The 21,470-nt window shown below is 53.3% G+C and carries 17 protein-coding genes; 12 read left to right on the forward strand and 5 right to left on the reverse strand.

From position 1 onward, the window contains the following. Positions 1-225 precede the first annotated feature (225 nt). The 3 genes from proC (at position 226) to argH (ending at position 3,610) form a co-directional block, all read left to right on the forward strand. Positions 226-1,047, forward strand: coding sequence for a pyrroline-5-carboxylate reductase (gene proC / locus HHO50_RS02360; RefSeq protein ID WP_181304397.1), 822 nt, complete (start codon positions 226-228; stop codon positions 1,045-1,047). A gap of 165 nt (positions 1,048-1,212) precedes the next feature. After that, a complete protein-coding gene (locus tag HHO50_RS02365) occupies positions 1,213-2,277 on the forward strand; it encodes a M20 family metallo-hydrolase (protein ID WP_181304398.1) in 1,065 nt (354 codons plus the stop codon). Position 2,278: 1 nt separating this feature from the next. Continuing rightward, entirely contained in the window at positions 2,279-3,610 is a 1,332-nt protein-coding gene (gene argH, locus HHO50_RS02370; RefSeq protein ID WP_181304399.1) for an argininosuccinate lyase, read from the forward strand. A gap of 354 nt (positions 3,611-3,964) precedes the next feature. On the opposite strand, the gene HHO50_RS02375 is transcribed toward argH, so the two are convergent. After that, on the reverse strand, positions 3,965-5,383 hold the full coding sequence (locus HHO50_RS02375) for a sodium:solute symporter family protein (protein WP_181304400.1): 1,419 nt from the start codon (positions 5,381-5,383) through the stop codon (positions 3,965-3,967). Positions 5,384-6,286: 903 nt separating this feature from the next. On the opposite strand from HHO50_RS02375, the gene HHO50_RS02380 reads away from it, so the two are divergent. Further along, positions 6,287-7,408: a T9SS type A sorting domain-containing protein gene (locus HHO50_RS02380; protein ID WP_181304401.1), complete on the forward strand. Its 1,122-nt coding sequence runs from the start codon at positions 6,287-6,289 to the stop codon at positions 7,406-7,408. Between the two features lie 591 nt (positions 7,409-7,999). On the opposite strand, the gene HHO50_RS02385 is transcribed toward HHO50_RS02380, so the two are convergent. Continuing rightward, positions 8,000-8,971, reverse strand: a complete 972-nt coding sequence (locus tag HHO50_RS02385; RefSeq protein WP_370457515.1) for an insulinase family protein — start codon at positions 8,969-8,971, stop codon at positions 8,000-8,002. 304 nt (positions 8,972-9,275) lie between these two features. On the opposite strand from HHO50_RS02385, the gene HHO50_RS02390 reads away from it, so the two are divergent. From HHO50_RS02390 to HHO50_RS02400, 3 genes are all read left to right on the forward strand, one after another. Next, positions 9,276-9,680, forward strand: coding sequence for a DUF983 domain-containing protein (locus HHO50_RS02390; protein WP_181304402.1), 405 nt, complete (start codon positions 9,276-9,278; stop codon positions 9,678-9,680). 70 nt (positions 9,681-9,750) lie between these two features. Further along, positions 9,751-10,623, forward strand: coding sequence for a helix-turn-helix domain-containing protein (locus HHO50_RS02395; protein ID WP_181304403.1), 873 nt, complete (start codon positions 9,751-9,753; stop codon positions 10,621-10,623). A 98-nt stretch (positions 10,624-10,721) separates the two neighbouring features. Continuing rightward, positions 10,722-12,317 (forward strand): PQQ-dependent sugar dehydrogenase, encoded by a 1,596-nt coding sequence (locus HHO50_RS02400; protein ID WP_181304404.1) that lies wholly within the window; start codon positions 10,722-10,724, stop codon positions 12,315-12,317. 310 nt (positions 12,318-12,627) lie between these two features. Here HHO50_RS02400 and HHO50_RS02405 read toward each other — a convergent pair whose 3' ends face one another. Then, positions 12,628-13,215 carry a hypothetical protein gene (locus HHO50_RS02405; protein ID WP_181304405.1) on the reverse strand — a complete coding sequence of 196 codons (588 nt, stop codon included), beginning with the start codon at positions 13,213-13,215 and terminating at the stop codon, positions 12,628-12,630. A 75-nt stretch (positions 13,216-13,290) separates the two neighbouring features. Then, positions 13,291-15,000, reverse strand: coding sequence for a helix-hairpin-helix domain-containing protein (locus HHO50_RS02410; RefSeq protein ID WP_181304406.1), 1,710 nt, complete (start codon positions 14,998-15,000; stop codon positions 13,291-13,293). 295 nt (positions 15,001-15,295) lie between these two features. Here HHO50_RS02410 and HHO50_RS02415 point away from each other — a divergent pair, with 295 nt between their 5' ends. The 3 genes from HHO50_RS02415 (at position 15,296) to HHO50_RS02425 (ending at position 17,789) form a co-directional block, all read left to right on the forward strand. Then, a complete protein-coding gene (locus tag HHO50_RS02415; RefSeq protein ID WP_255478554.1) occupies positions 15,296-15,691 on the forward strand; it encodes a hypothetical protein in 396 nt (131 codons plus the stop codon). A 68-nt stretch (positions 15,692-15,759) separates the two neighbouring features. Next, complete coding sequence (locus tag HHO50_RS02420; RefSeq protein WP_181304407.1) at positions 15,760-16,164, forward strand: EVE domain-containing protein; 405 nt, start codon at positions 15,760-15,762, stop codon at positions 16,162-16,164. Positions 16,165-16,235: 71 nt separating this feature from the next. Beyond that, positions 16,236-17,789, forward strand: coding sequence for a hypothetical protein (locus HHO50_RS02425; protein WP_181304408.1), 1,554 nt, complete (start codon positions 16,236-16,238; stop codon positions 17,787-17,789). Between the two features lie 285 nt (positions 17,790-18,074). Here the strand turns inward: HHO50_RS02425 and nhaA are convergent, their stop codons facing one another. Further along, positions 18,075-19,256 carry a Na+/H+ antiporter NhaA gene (nhaA, locus tag HHO50_RS02430; RefSeq protein WP_181304409.1) on the reverse strand — a complete coding sequence of 394 codons (1,182 nt, stop codon included), beginning with the start codon at positions 19,254-19,256 and terminating at the stop codon, positions 18,075-18,077. A 724-nt stretch (positions 19,257-19,980) separates the two neighbouring features. On the opposite strand from nhaA, the gene pyrR reads away from it, so the two are divergent. Together pyrR and HHO50_RS02440 are read left to right on the forward strand one after the other, a co-directional pair. Continuing rightward, the gene (gene pyrR / locus HHO50_RS02435) at positions 19,981-20,553 is read left to right on the forward strand and encodes a bifunctional pyr operon transcriptional regulator/uracil phosphoribosyltransferase PyrR (RefSeq protein ID WP_181304410.1); all 573 of its coding nucleotides are present in this window, start codon (positions 19,981-19,983) and stop codon (positions 20,551-20,553) included. Beyond that, positions 20,540-21,463 (forward strand): aspartate carbamoyltransferase catalytic subunit, encoded by a 924-nt coding sequence (locus HHO50_RS02440; RefSeq protein ID WP_181304411.1) that lies wholly within the window; start codon positions 20,540-20,542, stop codon positions 21,461-21,463. The genes pyrR and HHO50_RS02440 overlap by 14 nt, the downstream gene beginning before the upstream one ends. Positions 21,464-21,470: the final 7 nt, after the last annotated feature.

Consider the following 21,470-nt stretch of genomic DNA (forward strand, 5'->3'; position numbering starts at 1 on the left):
GCGGTTTTGGAAACCGCACAGGTTTGGCCTCCAACTACGCAGCAAACGCTTTTCAAAAGACCTCGTAGTGTGCGTAGCTCCTGCACGTGTCTCCGTTCCGTAACTGTTTTTGGCCTGATTTTCAGAAAACAAGCCAAAACGGTTTACGAAATGAACAAAATAGTTTTCTTGCAAGGGAAAACACTTGAATACCAGCCGGTACATCGGCTTTAAAAGAGCAAAACCATGAGTGAACAGTACAAGAAAATAGCCATTCTGGGCGGCGGCAACATGGGCATCGCGCTGGCGAAGGGCATGGTGGCCTCCGGGAAATACCGCGCCGAGGACATTACCCTCACCCGCCGCAACACCAAACTGCTGGAACCCATGGTGGCCCAAGGCTACTGCGCCTCCGGCAACAACGCCCTGGCCGTGGCCGAGGCCGATATCATTGTGCTCAGCATTCTGCCGCAACAGTTGGACAGCGTACTGGATACCATCTCGGAGAGCATCGACCCCAGCCGCCACCTGTTCATCTCCATCGTGACCGGCGTGGCCGTCACCGACATTATCACGCGCATTGGCAAGGTGGTGGAAGTGGTGCGCGCTATGCCCAATACCGCCATCGCCATTCAGGAGTCCATGACCTGTATTGCCAGCAAGAACGCCTCTCCGCAGAACATGGAACTGGTGAAGGAAATCTTCTCGGCCGTAGGCGAAACCGTGGAAATCGAGGAAGAACTGATGTCTTCTGCTACTGCGTTGGTGGCCTGCGGAATTGCTTTCTTTCTTCGTTCTATCCGCGCAGCGGCGCAGGGCGGCACAGAGATTGGTTTTCACGCCAGCGATGCGTTGCGCATGGCGGCGCAGACAGCCAAAGGTGCTGCTTCCCTCCTGCTGCACTTCGGAAGCCATCCAGAAAACGAGATTGACAAAGTGACCTCGCCCAAAGGCTGCACCATTGCCGGCCTCAACGAAATGGAACACAACGGCTTCAGCTCTGCCATGATCAAAGGCATCAAGACTTCGGCAGGTAAAGCCGAGAAATTGTATACCGACGAAAAGTAGAGACCTCACCCCCGGCCCCTCTCCCGTGGATAGGGGAGATTCAGGAAGAGGGAAGTTTTAACAAATACGTTTTTAGCCTCATTTCCAAAAAACAGCCCCAAAACGCATCAGCGGAGTTCCCCCTCTCCGTGGGAGAGGGGGCTAGGGGGTGAGGTTCTTCACACCATGAACAACACCTTATACCAGGATGCCCTCAGCCTGCTGCGGCAGCTCATCTCCATCCAATCCTACAGCCGAGAGGAGGCGGGAACGGCGGAGGCGATTGCGCAGTTTTTGCAGGCGCGGGGCGTGGAGACTCACCGACAGGAAAACAACGTCTGGGCGTTCAGCCAGCACTACAACCCAACTTTGCCTACGGTGCTGCTGAACTCGCACCATGATACCGTGAAGCCGCACCCCAGTTGGACGTTTGACCCGTTCACGCCAATGGTGCAGGACGGTAAACTCCATGGGCTGGGCAGCAATGACGCGGGCGGTTGTCTGGTATCTTTGATTGCTACGTTCCTGCACTTCTATGACCGGCAGGATTTAAAATACAATGTTGTGTTGGCGGCTACCGCCGAGGAAGAAATCTCCGGTAAAAACGGCATTGAGCTAATTTATCCCCAGCTAGGCGCAGTAGAATTCGCTATCGTAGGCGAGCCCACCCAGATGCACTTGGCCGTGGCTGAGAAAGGCCTGATGGTGCTGGATTGCGTAGCCCACGGCCAGGGCGGACACGCCGCCCGCGAGGAAGGCATCAACGCCATTTACGAAGCCTTGCCAGATATGGAATGGTTCCGCACCTATCGGTTCCCGAGGGAAAGCAGCTTCTTAGGGCCGGTAAAGATGAGCGTGACCGTAATTCAGGCAGGCTCGCAGCACAACGTGGTTCCCGACCACTGCAAATTCACCGTAGACGTGCGCCTGACCGATGCCTATCCCCCCGAGGAAGTGTTGCGCATCATAAGAGCGCACGTGAAAAGTGAGGTGACACCACGGTCTACGCGTTTGCGCCCCTCGTCCATAGATCGAAACTACCCTATTGTGCAGTCGGGCATCAGGTTGGGCAGGAACCTGTACGGCTCTCCTACTACTTCAGACCAGGCGCTGCTGAACATTCCGTCGGTGAAGATTGGCCCCGGCGACTCGGCACGGTCGCACACCGCCGATGAATTTATCTATCTTTCGGAATTAGAGGAAGGCATTGCCCTTTACATCCAATTATTGACACCCGTTATTACCGCTTAGCATGAAACTCTGGCAGAAAGAAACCTCCGTGGCGCAGAACGTAGAAAAGTTCACTGTGGGCAAAGACGCCCAACTAGACTTACAGTTGGCCCCTTTTGACGTGCTGGGCTCCCTGGCGCACACGCGCATGCTGGAGAGCATCGGGCTGATGGAGCCGGAAGACCTGGCCGCCGTGCAGCGCGAACTCAAGGCCATTTACCAGACCATTGCCCGCGGCGAATTTGCCATGGAGCCGGGCGTGGAAGACATCCACTCCATGGTGGAACTGCTTTTGACGCGCCGTCTGGGCGAGGCGGGCAAGAAAATCCACAGCGGCCGCTCCCGTAACGACCAGGTGCTGGTGGATTTGAAACTGTTCATCCGCCACCATATCCGCGAGACGGTAGAGGCCGTGCACACGCTGTTCAATACCTTACAGGAACTCAGCGAAAAGAACAAAGACATCCTGCTGCCCGGTTACACGCACTTGCAGGTGGCCATGCCCTCGTCGTTCGGGTTGTGGTTTGGCGCGTACGCCGAGAGTCTGGTGGATGACCTGCAAATCTTGCAAGCGGCCTACAAAATCAGCAACAAGAATCCGTTGGGCTCGGCGGCCGGGTACGGCAGTTCCTTCCCCCTCAACCGCCAGATGACCACAGATCTGCTGGGCTTCGAGGCGCTGAACTACAACGTGGTGTACGCGCAAATGGGCCGGGGCAAAACCGAGCGCAGCGTGAGCATGGGTTTGGCTTCCATTGCGAGCACCCTGGGCCGCATGGCCATGGACGTGTGCCTGTACATGAGCCAGAATTTCGCCTTCGTGACCCTGCCCGACGAGCTGACCACCGGTTCCAGCATCATGCCGCACAAGAAAAACCCCGATGTGTTTGAAATCATGCGCGGCAAGTGCAACCGCCTACAAGCGCTGCCTACCGAGATTCAGATGCTGTTGGGCAACCTGCCCTCGGGCTACCACCGCGAGCTGCAGTTGCTCAAGGAAAGCTTCTTCCCCGCCTTTGCGGAAATCCGGAATTGCCTGGAGATGATGACCTTCATGCTGCCGCACCTCAAGCTGAACCAAGATATCCTCAAAGACGAGAAATACCAGTACCTCTTCAGCGTGGAAGTGGTGAACAACCAGGTACTCAGCGGCGTGCCGTTCCGGGATGCCTACAAAAACGTGGGCCTCGCCATTGAGAAAGGTGCCTTTGAACGCCCTGAGGAAGTGCACCACACGCATGAAGGCAGCATTGGCAATTTGTGCACAGCGGAGATTAAAGGGTTGATGGACGAGGTGCTGCGTGGCTTCCAGTTTGAGAAGGTGGACAAAGCGATTGCGGAATTGCTGGCGTAGGAGACCTCACCCCCAGCCCCTCTCCCACGGAGGGGGGAGTTCCGCTTTTGCGTTTTGGGCCTGTTTTTCTAAAAACAGCCGCTAAACGCGTAGACCTCACAGGTTTTCAAAACCTGTGAGGTCTTTTATTTCCTGGATTATAACCTTTGTGGTGCGTAGAGGTAGCGGCAGCGCTCTACGCACCATGGGGCAGCCAATCTCCTGATTGGCGAGCTACTGGCACAGACGCTCGCAGGGCCTCCGGACGCTACGAGGTCTTTTGAGCAGCATTCTTACAACGATGGCGCAGGTTTACTTTTAAGATAGCCAGCTTTGTCAGCTAGCTGTTTGGGGGCTGTTTTTGCTAAAACGGCCCTAAAACAGCATAGGGCATTGCTCTTCCCTCCTGCGCTGCACCTCTTTCCCTTCTTTGGGCCACAGAGACCCGAGCAGGTAGCCGATTGTGCTTCCCGCCAAACCATACCACAGCGGCTCCACTTCGGTGCCTGATATCCGGCAGAAAAGCCACGTGCCCATGCCCAGCACCATAGACAGAATAGCGGCTACCGCCGATGTTTTCCTGAAATAGATGCCTGCCACCAAGGGCACCAACAGACTTACCAGACTCAGCGCCGAGGATTCACTCACCAGTTCATGGATGTTGTTGCGGGACAAGGCAAAACCGAGGGAAATCACCGCCACCACCACCACGCTTCCCCTGGACAAGGCCAGCAGGTTTTTATCGGTGATGTCCTTGAAAAACGGACGCAGCAGGTTTTCGCTGAGAATGGAGGCCGGGGCCAGAATTGCCCCGCTGGCGGTACTGATGATAGCGGAGATCAATGCGCCGAAGAACAACACTTTGATGACCATCGGGCTGGAACCCAATATCAGGCTGGGCACCAACATTTGGGCATCTTTGGCGGCCAGCTCAGGGTGCAGGGCTTTGGCGTAAACGGCTAGCATCAGGGGCAGCAGCGCCACGGTCACATACAGCAGTGCCGCCAGCAACGAGGCCCTCACCGCTACTTTTTCGGATTTGGAAGACATCACGCGCTGAAACACATCCTGCTGCGGAATGGAACCCAAGCCGATGGTCATCCAAAGGGCCAGGTAGTTGAGCCAGCCGGTAAGAGAGGTGCCTGTTTTTGGGGTGATTCGGTAAAAGTCAGGGGGAAGTGTGGCGGTTACTTCGGCCATTGGCTTTTCGCGCATGACCCACCAGGTGACAATGAGTAAGCCCAGAATGATCATGATGGTTTGCAGGTAATCGGTGACGCTCACGCTCCACATGCCGCCAAAGTAGGTGTACAGCACCACCAGAAAACTCCCGAGCAAAGTGCCTTGTACCAGCGTGGTGCCCAGCAGCAGGTTAAACGAAATGCCCAAGGCCACCATCTGCGCGGCCACCCACCCGAAGTAGGATACCACAAGGCAGAACGAGGCGATGACCTCGGTGGTGCGCCCAAACTTCACGCGGTAGAAATCGCCGAAGGTGAGCAGGTTCATGCGGTACAGTTTTTTGGCGAAGAACAGCCCCACCAATACCAGGCACAGCGCCGCGCCCAAGGGATCTTCCACCATGCCCATCAGCCCGTCCTCGGCTACTTCGGCGGAGGCCCCTAAAATGGTCTCAGACCCGAACCAGGTGGCAAACACCACGGCCGTAGCCATGGGCAAGGGCAACGCTCTACCGGCCAGCATGAAATCTGCCGTGTTGTGCACGCGCCGGGCGGCCCACAAGCCTACCAACACATTGAGCGCCAGGTACAGCAGAACGAAGAAGACAAGCATAGAAAGGCGATTTTCTGTTTTGAGCCTGTTTTCTGGAAAACAGGCTCAAAACAGAGGGCAAGATAAAATATTTCGGCTGTTTTCAGTCTGCACCGGGTAATTTGCTTTTCCCTTTTTAGGGAAAAGGCCATGTATGGAGTTATAACTACTTCACCGGTTTTAAGTAGCAGGATAAATTAAAATATCTACGCTGTCCTCCTGAAAGGATCTTGTGGAAGGACAAGGAGAAGAGCTAGTCATTTCTGTCCAATTACTTAGCAGGTTCTTTGGCGCAAAGCATCCGTCTAAGTTGCACGTATTGCGGATCATCCATGCGTGTGAATCGACAGAAACTATGACAAACCCTAAATAGGTTCTAAATTTAATTACGGATCTTCCGCAGGAGAAGGGAACCCCGCTGAGGCGTTTTGGGGCTGGTTTGCGGAAAACGGGCTATAAATGGCATTGGCAGAGACACTCGTAGAAGCTGCGCACACTACGAGGTCTTTGGCGCAGGCAGTATTGCGGACAACAGGCTGGAAACGCAAAAACCTGTGAGGTCTTGGAGACCTCACAGGTTTAGAACCTACTGGCGCGAGACTCCCGTCTCGTGACATGGGATAAAGCGAGTCTCCAGACTCGCCGGGAACCACCGGCATTGGCACAGAACCTCATTTAATAACTTGTTTTTTAAATACTTATCTCTAATTTAAACGTAAGTAATTGGACAGAAATAACTATCTCTTCTTGTCTACTTGTCCTCCTGGAAGGATCTCGGTAGCGAACGGCAATGGTGTTCATTTACAGCTTTTCTAGTTCGCTACCGAGATCCTTCCAGGAGGACAAAAAAATAGCTTAATCTGTCTCGCTACTTACTTTGAAGTCAGTACTACTTCCCAGGCCTTTCAGTCAAAATATCTCTGTATGAAACTACCCCTACTAGTTAAAACGGCAAAGATCTTATTTCTGCCTCTTCTCTTGTTTTTCCTCATTGCCTACTCCACGCAAGCCTCCCATATAAGAGCCGGCAATATTTACTACAAGAGCGACACCACGGCTGCGCGCAATCCGCTGAAGTACTTTTTCACTTTGGTTACGTACAGCGCGGCCCCTGCGTACGCTGAAGATTTGGAAGCCACGCTCCACTTCGGGGATTGCACGAGCCAGCAAGTGGCCAGGGAATCCAGGGTGCTTGTTGCAAATGGCCAAGCCAACACGTTTGTGAATATCTATAGGTTTGAGCACACCTACGCCGGCCCAGGGTCATACACCGCTACGTACATAGGAGAGAGCACCCAGGGCGGCGTGGTGAACATTGCTACTTCCATAAAGCCCACCTTCTTTCTGCAGAGTACTATCACTGTTGACCCGCTTCTGGGCACCAACCGCTCCCCGGTTTTCCAGCAGGCCCCTACAGACGTTCCCGCCCGAAACCATCTTTTCAGGCATAATTCCGGGGCTATTGACGCAGACGGAGATAGCCTTTCTTTCAAGTTACTGCTCCCAAAAACCTCCAGCGGCGTTACTGCCTGCGGAAATCCGATGGGGGTGACCACCCCAGGCATTAATGGACTGGAGAATTTCCTGGGTGCCCCAGATCCTGCCGGGCCTGCTGGTTTGGCCCTGAACAGAAACACTGGTCTGTTCACCTGGAACACGCCCAGTATGCAAGGAACCTACAATGTGGCCATACTGGTAGAAGAATGGCGCAATGGCCGTCTCATTGGTACGGTGGTCAGGGACATGCTTTTCTTTGCGCAGGAAAACCCTCCTGTGGTTACCGGAGTTTCTGAGGAATGGCAACAGCAGGTTACTACTTACCCTAACCCGGCCGCTTCTACTTTGACGTTGAAAGTTCCTGCTTTTCTACAACTGCGGGAAACCCGAGTGTTTACTTCCATTGGGACGCCCGTAATGTTGCCTGTTCCTACCAAATCAAAGGACGGATGGGTCTTTGACGTACTTGGGCTGCCAGATGGACTTTACTTTCTGCACCTAAGAACCTCACAGGGGAAAATAGTGCGCAAGTTCATTGTGCAGCAGTAAAGGATGGTGCGTTTCTGGGCTGATTTTCAGAATATGGCTTCAAAACAGAAAGGGAGCAGACCATTGAGGCCTGCTCCCTTTTTCATAGGATCAGTCGTATTCCTCATGCCTCTATGGGTTCCTTTCTGCGCTTCGGCCTCTGCCTGGAATTGGCTTTTGTAGAGGGATTGGTAGGTGCACGCCTTTTGCTGTTCCCTTGGCTTGGCCGTTTAGTGCGTGGATATTAGTTTGTGAATGCAGTTTGCTGTTCCCTTGGCTTGGCCGTTTGTTCCGTGGGTGCAAGTGCTGTGTTGTTTCATCTCTGGCGGTATGCGCTCACGGCCGCGGGGCCCCGTCTTCCCCTCTCGCACTGCCCTTTCGGCCTGAGAAGTCCTTTGCTCTTAGTAGCTGTCCATTCAGGGCCAAAAGCGAGGCGCGCTCGGGGAAGACTGGAACTGGGAAAGGAGCAAAACCCTTTTTCTATGGCGCGGTTATTGATTGTAATGCCCCCTATCCCCCTGCAAAGGCGTATTCCCCTCCTGGGAGGGGCTGGGGTGGGTTCTGGCGCTCCACCATTTCCTTCTAAGGCGCACCTATCATACACCAGGGGTATTAGTTGAAATCAGCGGTGGTTACGCCTTCGTTTACTTTTACAGATTGGGCTTTCATTTCCATTACCTGCTGCTGTCCGCCGGCAGATACGGTTAGGGTTTGCGTGTGCGGGAACAGAATGGCTCCAACTCTTTTGTAGTCAGCAAATTCAACGGTATTGCTGATGGTCATGTTGTTGGCGGTGGTGGCTTCCTCGGTTTTCACCAGGAGCTTGCTGGCCACGTCATAAAACTCGGTTTTGGTTTTACCGGTTGGGTAGGTGATCACCAGTTTATAGGCATCTGAACCATTTACTTTTTCCACGCCTTTCACCTCGGCTTTGAACACGGGATTTTTGACGTAATCTAATTGCTCAAATAAGTTGGTAACAGCGTTTTTCTCTTTGATTTCCTCTGGCGTCATGGCTTTCTTCTGGCTCATTTGCTCCTGGTAACCGGCCGTTCCGTTGAATCTGGTTTTCATTACGGGGTTTCCGTCCATAGACATAGTCATGGCTTCCAGATAAGCGTTCACCAGTTCTTTGGTTTGCGCGATGTCAATGTCACCGGCAATGGAAAGCACGGCGTTGTTTGGCACGTAGTATTTCTTGAAGAAAGCCTGAAACTCAGCCAAGGTAGCGGCATCCAGATCTGCCATAGACCCAATGGGCTGCCAGGTGTACGGGTGCTTGGTAAACAACCGCTTAAACATTTCACCCGTGAACTGGCCGTACGGTTGGTTGTCCATCCGCATGCGTTTCTCTTCCTTCACCACTTCGTTCTGCGTCTTCACACCCACCTCATTGATCACCGGGTGCAGCATGCGTTCGCTCTCCAGCCACAAGCCCAGCTTCAACTGATTGCTGGGGAACACTTCATAGTAAAACGTACGGTCATGCGAGGTGTTGGCGTTGTTCTGGCCTGCGTTGCTGGACACCAGCTTCATGAACTCGCCGCGCTTGGTTAGGTTGAACAGCAAGCACCAACCTGACAAACCTCTCAGGGAGAGTCCAGAGTTCTGAGTCTGGGAGTAGAAAGGAATCAGCTTACCCGTTTCGCCAATCAGGAGATTGGCGATCCACTAAGTGCGGAGAGCGCTGCCGCTAACTCTCCGCACAACAAAGACAGTTTGGGCCTCAGCAATTTTATCTTTTCATGTTCAGGTCTACTTTTCAGAAAACAGGCTTAAAACACTCCACTTTGCGCAACCCCGGCAAAAATCACCGGAACATCCGCCTTCTGTCCTATCCATAAAATTCCTGCGCACGTACCTTTGTAAGGAGAAAACAAAGAAAGCGATGCTAGGAAAAGGCTCTAAACTATACAGCATTTGTAAACTGAAATGCCCACGCTGCCACGAGGGCGACTTGTTTGCGAACAACAGTTTGCTGGGGTACCGGAAAATGTCCCAGATGCTGGAGCACTGCCCCGTGTGCCACCAGATGTACGAACCGGAGCCAGGCTATTACTACGGTGCCATGTTCGTGAGTTACGGACTTACCACCGGCCCAACGCTGGCTATTGTGGGCCTGATGATGATGTTCTCTGAAGAGATTACCCTCTGGATGTTTGTTGGGGCCTTGCTGCTGTCTTTGGTGCTGTTCCTGCCGGCCATCTTTAAACTTTCCCGCGCCATCTGGATCAACATCTTCATCAGCTATAATCCAGAGGCGGCCACGCACCCGCAGGCCAGGGGGCATTAAAACCTGTTCGTTTCAGGGCTATTTTTCGCAAATTGGGGCAGAATCAGCAAGGCTACTTGCCGCCTGCCCTATGCCCCAAAAGCTTCCTGTCTACAGAATACCTGATTTCACCCCTGCCAGAGGCCTCACCCGCGGCATCCACGTCGCAGATTTGCAGGCGCACCGGCAGAGGCATGCGTTTGTACAGGCCCCGCACAAGCATGATTTCTACTTACTGCTGTCTGTAAGAAACGGCCAGGGCACGCACACCATAGATTTCACCCAGTATGCGGTCAAGCCCGGCAGTGTCTTTTTCCTCACCCCGGGGCAGGTGCACGCCTGGGATCTTTCTCCCGGCACGGAAGGAACCCTCTTGTTTTTCTCCCCTGAGTTTTACCGCGGCGGCCGCGAGACAGATACTTTACGGCAGTTTCCTTACTTCCAGACCTGGCAGCACCCGCCCGTGCTATATGCCCCGGCAGATGCCTTATTGCCCGTGGAGCAGCTCCTGCACCAGCTGCAACAGGAGTACGCCCACCCAGCTTCCTTTCAAACCAATGCCTTGCGTGCTTATCTGGAGTTGCTCCTGATTCAGCTGGCCCGGCTTTACCCCACGGCACCCGTTGCGCCGGAAGAAAACAGTTGGCCTTTTCAGTTGTACCAATTGGAGACGCTGGTGGAAAAGCATTACCTGGAGCACCAACCCACCAGTTTCTACGCCAATGCCTTGCACCTTTCGCCCAAGTACCTGAACGAACTCTGCAAACTCAACCTGGGCAAAACCACCACCTACCTTCTGCAGGAGCGATTGGTGTTGGAGGCCAAACGGCTGCTCACCCACTCGCCTCATCTTAATATTGCGCAGGTTGCGCAGGCGCTGGGCTTTGAGGACAACTCCTATTTCGGGCGGTTTTTCAAAAAGCAGGTGGGCGTCACCCCAGAACAATTTCGGCATAGAGGATAAATACTGAAATACTTCTTACAAAGCCATTTACAACAACCTATTAGCCCCGGCACCGGTTTAAAGGGAGGAAATCCATGTTGGTTTAACCGTTTCCCCTCATGCTACGCCGCTTCCTTTTTCTTTGCATTCTTCTGCTTATTTCCTGCTTTTCCACCTCGGCTCAGAACCTAACCGGCCCCAAAGGCGAAACCTTCACGGTGCGGGTGGTGAAAGACAAACTCAGCGATCCGTGGGAAGTGACCTACGGGCCAGACAACCATCTTTGGGTGACGGAAGCCAAAGGGTACCGCGTTAGCAGGATAAACCCCGCGAACGGGTCGCAAACGGTAGTTCTTGATCTTAACAACGCCCGGAAATTCCCACGCTATGACAAGGTTCCAGACTCAGTAGACGGCGGCAAACCCTGGCCCCAGGGCGGACTGATGGGCCTGGCCCTCCACCCGCGGCTTCTTTCCGGCAAACCGTACGTGTACCTGGCCTACGTTTATGATTTTGCCGGGGCAGGCAAAAACGGCGATGGCTGTGACCCTAATCACGGGGGCTGTTTCTACACCATGCGGGTAGTGCGGTATACCTATGAGCCGAAAGCGCAGAAACTCACCAACCCCCTGGTGCTCTGCGACAGCATACCCGGCAGCAGCGACCACAATTCTGGCCGCTTGCTGGTGGCACCGGTACAAGGCAAACCCTACCTGTTCTACACCGTGGGCGACATGGGCGCGGGGCAGTTCAAGAATGTGGGGCGGCCCAACCACGCTCAACGCACCAGCAGCTATGAGGGCAAAGTCCTCCGGTTCAACCTGGAACCAGATACTGACAAAGGCCCCTATGACCGCTGGATTCCCCATGACAACCCGTTCACCAGCGCGCAGAAGCAGAACGCGGTTTGGAGTTTAGGGCACCGCAATGCCCAAGGCCTGGCGTACGCCCAAGTGGGGGGCGCCGGAAGAATCTACACCAGCGAGCACGGGCCATTTTCTGACGATGAGATCAACCTCATTGAAAGAGGCAAGAACTACGGCCACCCCCTGGTGATTGGCTACAATGACAACAACTACAACGGGCTGGCGGCGGGCGTCAGCAGCCACACCCAACTGCCCGGGGAATGGCACACCACCTACCCTACCATCAAAAGTGAAAACGCCAATGCGGCAGCCATAGGGAAAGAACTGTACCTAGACCCTATTCTCAGTCTATACCCCCACTCAAACGCCTTCCTCCGGAACATCATGACGCAATCGCGCAGCGATGAAAAAGCCTCGCCGGAGTGGCCTTCTGACGCGCCCAGCAGCATTGCCGTGTATACCTCCTCGGCTATTCCCGGTTGGCAGAACTCGTTATTGATTCCCATGCTCAAAACCGGAAAGGTGGTACGGGTAAAACTGAACGCTTCCGGCACCGGCACTACCGGCGACACCCTCTCCTACTTCTTCAAATCCAAAACCCGCTACCGTGACCTGGCTATTTCTCCGGATGGCAAAAAGCTGTATGCGGTAGTGGACAGTTCCTCCGTTACTTCGGGCCCTTCGGGCGAAGACCCCAAAAATGGTCAGTACCGTGGCAGTCTACTGGAGTTCACGTATGTAAAAGGCGGCACGGCCTTGAAAAACGGGACGGGCGGGGCAACCGGTAGCAAAACCCAAACTGGTTCAAAGGCAACGGTTCAGGGCGCAGAAAAGAGACGGGATGAATAAACTTCATTGCTGTTTACGCCCTGTTTTTCAGAAAACAGAAGTAAAACAGGCTCCCTTGAATTTGTCTTCCTGAAAAATCTTGTGGGTCAACAGTAGGGGCATTTAGGCGAAGCCTCCCTAGTTCGCGCACAAGATCTTTCCAGGATGACAAACGAGAAGGAGTTGCTTACTTGACTGACCTCCCGCAGAAAGCCCGGATTTCACCTCCACTCCTCTCTCCCAAAAGGGGAACCGCTGGTGCGTTTTAGGGCTGTTTTGCGGAAACGGGCCAGAAACCTGTGAGGTCTTGAAGACCTCACAGGTTTAGACATTACACTTCAGATTTAACTACAAAATCATAGGAGTGGATGGTGTAGTACAAGGGCAATTTAGCCCAAGCAAGGTCTTTCTCTTTTGCTCTAAGGTGGACTGTGCGCATCAACTCCATGAACCTTACGATAATTATCTGCTCACACCAGTCTCTAGCACTTTCTAGTTCTTGAGTATCCAGTTCTTCAGCTTCAAATACTTCCTGCAACTTTTCATAGCTTGTTAACACGAACTCTTCTGAAGTCATAGTCTCTTCGCTTACGTCACTAAGCCATTCCATATCTTCAATATCCAATCCCCCGTCCTGGGTATAGGCAAATCCATCTATGTACCAAACGTCTGTGTTGATGTCAAATTCATTCATCTCAAAGTAAAGAGCACCAAGGGCTATTTCCTTTGATACCGTTTCATAGAATTTGTCCACCCAATTCATTAGACTGCCGGCTTGATGAACTAGAGATTGCCCCAGTACTGAATGAAAATTTGAGAACGGAGTTTCTTTCAGACCACTTTCTGCAATAGCAATCGCCTTGGTGTAAGCATGTTTCTGCAGGGCAGGATTCACCCGTTCAGCAAAATCAAAATTCATATACAGCTATGTTTATTTGCAAGATCATAAGAAAGTTAGCTAAGGTAAAAAGCCAATAGCTTCAAGAACCTTAGTCTAAATCTCCTTCGCCTTCTTCCGCTCCTCAAAATACGCCGCCACTTCATCTCTGCTTTTCGCGTTGAAGGTCATCTCTGCCGTTAAGCCGCCTTTGCGGCCCACGAGTACGCCGTAGCGCATGTCATCGTAGCCGCGCATGCTGTGGGCGTCTGGGTTGATGCTGAGGAGCACGTTTTGGCTGAGGGCGTATTCTACCCAGCGCCAGTCCAGGTCTAAGCGCCACGGGTTGGCGTTTATTTCTATAATCACCTGGTTGGCGGCGCAGGCGTCAATGACGGTTTTGTGGTCAATAGGGTAGCCTTCACGGCGCAGAAGCAAGCGGCCGGTGGGGTGCCCCAGCATGGTGGTGTAGGGGTTCTGGATGGCGTTCACCAACCTATCAGTCGCCTTTACAATGTCCATTTTCAGGTTGCTGTGGATGGAGGCCACAATAAAGTCAAAGGAGGCGAGCACGTCGTTGTCGTAGTCCAGCGAACCATCGGCCAAGATATCAGATTCAATGCCTTTGAAGATGCGGAACGGGCCCAGTTCCTGGTTCAGGCGGTCAATTTCTTTTTGCTGCTCCTTCACCCTGAACTCCTGCAAGCCGTTCGCGTAGAACGCCGATTTGGAGTGGTCGCACATGCCCAGGTATTCAAAACCCAGTTGCTGGCAGTGCACGGCCATTTGCTCTAACGTATGCGCGCCGTCTGAGTAGGTGCTGTGGTTGTGCAGAATGCCTTTCAGGTCACTGTCTTGGAGCAGGGCGGGCAGTTGGTTTTCGCGGGCCATTTGCAAAACGCGGGCACTTTCCCGTAACTCGGGCGCAATGTACGGCAACTGCACGCGCTGGAAAATCTCTTCTTCCGTAGCGGCGGGTTCACCGTAGGCCTCGGCCATGAGCGTATTGCCGGCCTCGTTCACGGGTTGGGTCAGCCAGGCAGGGTTCGCCGAGTACAGCAGGGTTTGGTTCGCGAAGCGGCGTTCGGGCACCAGGCGTACTTCCAGCTTCAGCCCTGAATCAGAAAGCAAGCCCCGCCACACAAACGGGCCAGAAACGGCATCCAGCGGGGAGATTCCGGGGAGTTCCTGCAGAAAGCCAGGCCAGGTGCTGTCGTCTTGCAGGCTGATCAGGTAGTGGAGCGTGTCTATGGTTTCCAGATTCCGGCGCAGGTCGCCTACCACTTCAGCAGAGACGGTTTCTGGCCTGTTTTTCAGAAAAGAGAGTAAATCCAGGGCCAGGGGTTCGGCCTCGGCCCAGAGCAGTTTGCCTTTGCTGGCCTCTGAATATTGCAGCGCCTGTAGAATGGTTTCCTGGGTTTTCGCCCCGAAGCCCTTTAGTTTGGACAGTTCGTTCCGTTCGCAGGCCTGGCGCAGTCCCTCAGAGGTTTCCACGCCCAGGTCTTTCCAGATGGTGCGTATCTTCTTCGGGCCGATGCCTTTGATGCTGAGCATCTGCACCACGCCTTCGGGGGTGGTTTCCAGCAAACGGGCTAAATCGGCGTGGCTGCCGGTCTGGATGGCCTCCATAATCTTGCCCGCCATGCCTTTGCCAATGCCGTCCAGCTTTTCCAGTTGGGCCTGGCTCATCTGGTGGATGGGCGATTCCAGGCGCTCCAGCACCATAACGGCGTTGGTGTATGATTTTATCTTAAACGGGTTCTCGTCGTGCAGCTCCATCAGGGAAGCCGTGAGCCGGAACATACGGATGAGTTCTTTGTTCTCCACGGGGCAGGTTGTGAAAGGGGTTTGAACAAAGATAGGGAAAAAGAGTTCTGAGTTCTGAGTCTTGAGTCTTGAGTCCTGAGTTGGGAATGGCATGTATGATTGTTTTCGGCAAAGCCGATTTTGGCCTGTTTTCCGGAAAACGGCTTCAAAACGAAGTAAGCTCTTGATGGCTGAAGGCGGTATTCATTTCAGGTAAACTTCACCCAACTCAGAACTCTGGACTCAGAACTCAGGACTATTTTTTATATTGTGGCAGGATTGGCTTGGGCAGCTTGCCGGACGAACCTTCTAGCGTATGAAACATTTCTTTTTGCTGAGTCTGTTGGCCGTAATTTTAATGGCTGCCCAATGCGGAACCAACCCCGATTTACCGGCCTGGGTATACGGGAAAACCTGGCTTAATTCGTATGAAGAAGACACGGTAGACGTGAAAACGTACCGGCCCAACACCTTTGATTTTCCGCCTTCGCGGGGGCGCACCGGGTTTATGCTTCAGGAAGACGGCACGTTCATACGGTACGGCATAGCCCCCACTGATGGCCTGGAAGAACAACCCGGCAAGTGGGAGGCCCAGGGCAAGAACCGGCTGCGCATTACCTTTGAAAACCCGAAACATGAACCGGAAGAACTGGAGATTGTCTCCGTTTCTGCCGAAGTAATCAAGATTCGCCGGATTAGAAACCAAGAATAGATACCTTTTACCTTAAATGAACGGCAAGTGCTTTCCTGAGAGGGGCAGCCCTTGTTTTTAGCTTACCTATGAACTACTGGCTCGTTAAAACGGAACCTGAAAAATACGCCTGGTCTGACCTGCAACGCGATACACAAACTACCTGGGACGGAGTCCGGAATTTCCAGGCCCGCAACAACCTCCAGAAAATGCAGGTTAATGATTTGGTCTTATACTACCACAGCGTGTCTGAAAAGTCTATTGTAGGGGTGGCCAAAGTAAGCCGCGAGGCGTTCCAAGACCCCACCACCCAGGAGGCGCAATGGGTAGCGGTAACCCTGGTGCCTGAGCAAGCGTTGGCCAAACCAGTGACCCTGGATCAGATCAAAAAAGAGGAGCGGCTCCAGAACATCGCGCTGCTGCGCCAGTCACGGTTGTCGGTAATGCCGTTAACGCCCGAAGAGTTTGATATTCTGCTGCATATGGGCCAATAGAGAGGCAAGAAAATCACCCGCAGAGCGTTGGCGTTTTTACCAGATTACCTGTAATTTCTTAAAAACACCTTATGTTACTTTGCACTGGAAGCACCTACTGGCGATCTCTGCTCCTCCTGCTCTGCTGGAGCGTGGTTTTCTCTGCCCAGGCCCGTCAGAAAAAAGAGAAAGACAAAGAAAAACCGGCCCCGCCTGCCCAAACCTACCGGGTAGAGCTGGAAAGTGATTCTTTTGAGGACGAGCATACGGTACACGCCCTTCCAGACAGCAGCATACTGGTAGTCTCTACCAAACGCAGCAGTTGGTTTGGCCAGAACGATTTTGTGCTCACCAAGTACAACCGGGAGCTAAAACAGATCTGGCAAACCAAGCACGAGCATAAAAACAACCATTCTTTGCTGCATGTGGCCGCTGAGCGGAACATGGTGTACCTCCTGTTTTCCACGCTCAACAACAAGAAGTTAGTGCTTTACCGGGTAAACCCTGCCACGGGGGCTGCCTCGCTTAGTGAACACACACTGCCTTCGTCCTACATCACCATCAATGAAATGGCCGCCTTAGACGGTCAGGTCTTCTTAAACGGGCTAGACCGCGATAACCTGAACATGCTGCACCTGAACCCCAGCCAGGAAGAGATAAAGCTTCTGCCGGCGGTGTTCGGGATGGAGGAAGACCTGGGCGAGTTTAGGGTAGATACCCTTACCCATGCCGTAGAGTTTGTGGTGGCCGAGTCGAACGGCTGGCGCTCCCGGGTGCAGACCAAACGCATCAACACCAAGGGCGACGTGATTGGCACGTACTTCATCCAGCCTGAGATGGATGACCGCAACGACAACACCCTGCAGGCGGGCCGCCTCACCCCCGGCGACACCTTAAGCAAAGTACTGCTGGGCACCTACGGCTACCGTACCTCGGTGTTCTCCAAAGGTTTGTTCGCCAGCGACCTGTTTAGCAACCTAAAGTATTACGATTTCAGTAAGCTGGATTACTTCTTTGAGTACCTCGGCCCGCGGGCTCAACGGCGCATGAAGGAGAAATTCGCCCGGCAGGAAGCGAAGGGAAAACCGCTGGTGTTACGGTACCGCATGTTCCTGCACCCGGTTATTCCGCACCCGCTGGGCTATGCCCTGGTGGGCGAGATTTATTATCCGCAGTACCGCAGCAACAGCTTCAACCAATACGTTCATGTGACCGGCCGGTACCCAGACCTGCGGCAACCCAGAAGCAACTTTGACGGCTACCGGTTTACCCATGCCATTGTCTGTGTGTTTGATAAAGAAGGAAATCTCCTCTGGGACAATGCCTACCGGTTAAAGAACGAGACTTACCCAAGATTAGGCCCCACGGTAGAGGTAGGGGTCACCCCCAACGGTAACATTGCCCTGGTCTACCCCGATGAGGAATACATCTGGCACAAGACCCTGAAACCAAAGGTTGCCCTCTCCAATGAAGAGAAAGTAGAAGTGCGCCTGCAGGAAGAATCAGAGAAAATGGTCTCCAGCAACAATGAGGGAATTGTGCATTGGTACGGCGGTAATTTCATCGCCTTCGGTTTCCAGCGCATCAAACCCGCCCATGGTGATACCCGCACGGTCTTCTACCTCCAGAACATGGCGTTTGAGTAAGACCTCACAGGTTTCCTGCCTGTTTTCATAAAACAGCTCTAAAATGCACCAACGGGGCTCCTCTTTTAATTAGGTCTCTCTGTAGGGGCAACCCCTTGAGGTTGCCCCTACATGCACGAGAACAAAAACGCACAGAGGGCAACCTCAAGGGGTTGCCCCTACCCATCTCTTTTTAAAATCTAGCCCGGCGTTTCCTGTAGGATTTCTTTGGTGAGGGGTTGGTGAACACCACAAAGACGTAAATGGCGTTTTTCTTGAAAAGAGGGCCCAAACTGAAACGTTCCATTATAGAGCTAAGGTCTTCTTTCTGGAAACACTCCGCAGCATGAAATACCCTAAAACACCTGATAGCACGGAAGCCACTAAGATAGAGAACTTGGCCCCTGTCTGGTATTGAGGCTCTGTGAAGGAAAGCAGTGCGATGAAAATGGACATGGTAAAGCCTATGCCCGCTAACAAACCCATCCCTAATACCATTGGCCAATTTACGCCGGCAGGCAGGGTACTCACCTTTAGCTTAACGGCGATCCAGCTTGATACAAAGATTCCTACAGGTTTGCCCAGACAGAGCCCTAAGATGATGCCTATGCCTAAAGGACTTTGCAGGCCTTCCAGCATGCCTGCCTCAAACCGGATGTTTGTGTTGACTAAGGCGAAAATAGGCATAATCAGGAAGTTGACGGGTTTGGTGAGGGAATGCTCCAGGTTTTCCAGAGGAGATTCTTTGGCGTCTGGCGTGGTAGGAATGGTGAGGGCCGTTAGAACACCTGCTACAGTGGCATGCACCCCCGAGTGATGGATAAAGTACCAAATGAACAGCCCCGGCACCAGATAGAAAACCAATGACTTTACCCCTAGCCGGTTGAACAGCAGCAACAGCAGGAAGATGCCTCCCGCATAAAGCAGGTAGGTCACCTGCAACCCCGCAGAATAGAAGATGGCAATCACCACAATGGCTCCCAGATCATCCACAATCGCCAACGCCGTTAGAAATATCTTTAGCCCCACCGGCACCCGGCTGCCTAGCAGAGACAAGAGCCCAATGGCAAACGCTATGTCTGTCGCCATGGGAATACCCCAGCCGCTGGCCGTATCAGTACCGGAGTTCACGAGGGCATAGATCCCCGCTGGCACTACCATTCCTCCTATGGCGGCAAACAACGGCAAAGCAGCCTGCCTGAAGGAAGACAGTTCCCCTTCCAGCATCTCGCGCTTAATCTCTAGCCCCACCAGTAGAAAGAAAATAGCCATCAGGCCGTCATTGACCCACAGCAGTAAAGGGTACCTCAGGTGAAGCTGGGCAGATTCATACCCCAACTCCATATTCAGGAAGTTCTCAAAGGGCTCGCCCCAGGGTGAATTGGCGATCAGCAAAGAAATAACCAAGGAAATGATGAGGAGTATGCCCCCAGCCGAAGCTGACTTGAAGAAGTCCGGGAAAACTTTAAGGTTGATGAATTTAGCCATAACCTTATCTTACGGGAATATACCCTAGAATGTGGTGGTACTTACACCAAATTGCATGTTTGGTGCGCCGTTGCAGGAGATAGTGGAGCGCCAAAACCCACCCTTACCCCTCCCAAGAGGGGAATTCCATTTTACAGAAGATAGGAATGCGCCTTTCAAGAAGAAAGGAATGCGTGAGAGACAAGGCAGTTTCTAGTCTCTACGGGTTATCATCACCGCTGCCCTTACTTACTTTCCCAGTTCTAGTCTTCCCCGAGCGCGCCTCGCTTTTGGCCATAGATAGGCAAAACTAAGAGCGAATATCTTTTCAGGCCGAAAGGGCAGCGCGAGAGGGGAAGACGGGGCCTCGCGGCCGTGAGCGCATACCGCCAAAGATGAAACAATACTGCACTTGCACCCACGCAGTAAGCGCACAAGCCAAGGGAACAGCAAAAGGCGTGCACCTAGTAGCCCACGCAAAAGCAGCCAAGCCATGGGAACACCGGAAGGCATGCACAAACCCCTCCCCAAAGAAGCCAATCCTAGGCAGAGGCCAACGCGCAGAAATGAACCAATGGCGGTATTAGCCCCCTCTTATTCCAAGCTCCCAAACTCCTCCAGATGTAAAGTCATCCCGCTTTCCCATCCACAGCTCAGCTTTGAGACTTCCCGTCTTCCTTAAGAAAAAACAGGTTCTTTTACCCACGGCTGACCGTAAGTCTTTATCTTTGCCCAAAACCCGGCCATGCACAAACGCCTCATTGTTCCGCACGCACTGTTTCAGATCATGATCCGGCGCCTGGCGCACCAGCTCATAGAGACGCACCGTGATTTTTCTGATTCTGTTATTCTGGGTCTGCAGCCCCGCGGCATTTACGCGGCCGACCGCCTGCAGCAAACCCTTCAAGAAATCATGGGCATCACCGTCCAGACGGGCTATCTGGACATCACCTTCCACCGCGATGACTTCCGCCGCCGCGCCACTCCCCTGGCGCCTAACGCTACCAAAGTAGATTTCACGTTAGAGGGCAAGCGCGTGATTCTGGTGGATGATGTACTCTACACCGGCCGCTCCGTGCGGGCCGCCATTGACGCCATGATTTCCTACGGAAGACCGGCCCAGGTAGAACTGCTGGTGCTCATTGACCGTGAGTACACCCGCGATTTACCTATTGAGGCTACCTATACCGGCCAGCGCGTAGACTCGCTGCACTCCCAGCGCGTGGAAGTGACCTGGCAAGGCCAAGATTCTCCCGAGGATGTCATCTGGCTCCTCACTCCTACCCCAGACCAAGAAGAACCCCATGCAACAGCTTAGCGTCCGGCACCTGTTGGGAATCAAAGAGATTACCCCACAGGACATCCAGTTGATCTTTGAAACCGCTGACCAGTTTAAGGAGGTTCTGAACCGGCCCATCAAGAAAGTGCCGTCCCTGCGCGATGTCACCATTGCCAACGTCTTTTTTGAGAACTCCACCCGTACGCGTCTTTCCTTTGAGTTGGCAGAAAAACGCCTGTCGGCGGATGTGATCAACTTCTCGGCCTCGGGCAGCTCCGTCAAGAAAGGCGAAACCCTCCTGGACACCGTGAACAACATTCTGTCTATGAAAGTAGACATGATTGTGATGCGCCACAGCAGCCCCGGCGCACCGCACTTCCTGTCCCGTAAAATTCAAGCCAACATTGTCAACGCCGGCGACGGTACGCACGAGCATCCTACCCAAGCCTTATTAGATTCTTTCTCCATCCGGCAGAGACTGGGCGAAGTGGCCGGTAAGAAGATTGCCATCATTGGCGATATTACCCACTCGCGCGTGGCGCTTTCCAACATTTTCGCGTTGCAGATGCAAGGCGCCGAAGTAGCCGTTTGCGGCCCGCCCACGCTGTTGCCCAAACACATTGGTGACTTAGGGGTAAAGATCTTCTGGAACGTGCGCGAGGCCCTACAATGGTGCGATGTAGCCAACGTGCTGCGCATTCAGTTGGAGCGCCAAACCGGTAAGCTTTTCCCCTCGCTGCGCGAATACGCCCTGTACTTCGGCATCAACAAAAAGATGCTGGACGAACTGGACAAGGAGATTGTCTTGATGCACCCCGGCCCCATTAACCGCGGCGTGGAACTCACCTCAGACGCCGCCGATTCGCACCACTCCATTATCCTGGATCAGGTAGAGAACGGCGTGGCCATCAGAATGGCGGTCTTGTATTTGCTGGCTAGCAAAGGGTGATTAGTTA

Origin of the sequence: Rufibacter sp. XAAS-G3-1, from assembly GCF_013623775.1 — a bacterium.
Taxonomy (GTDB): domain Bacteria; phylum Bacteroidota; class Bacteroidia; order Cytophagales; family Hymenobacteraceae; genus Nibribacter.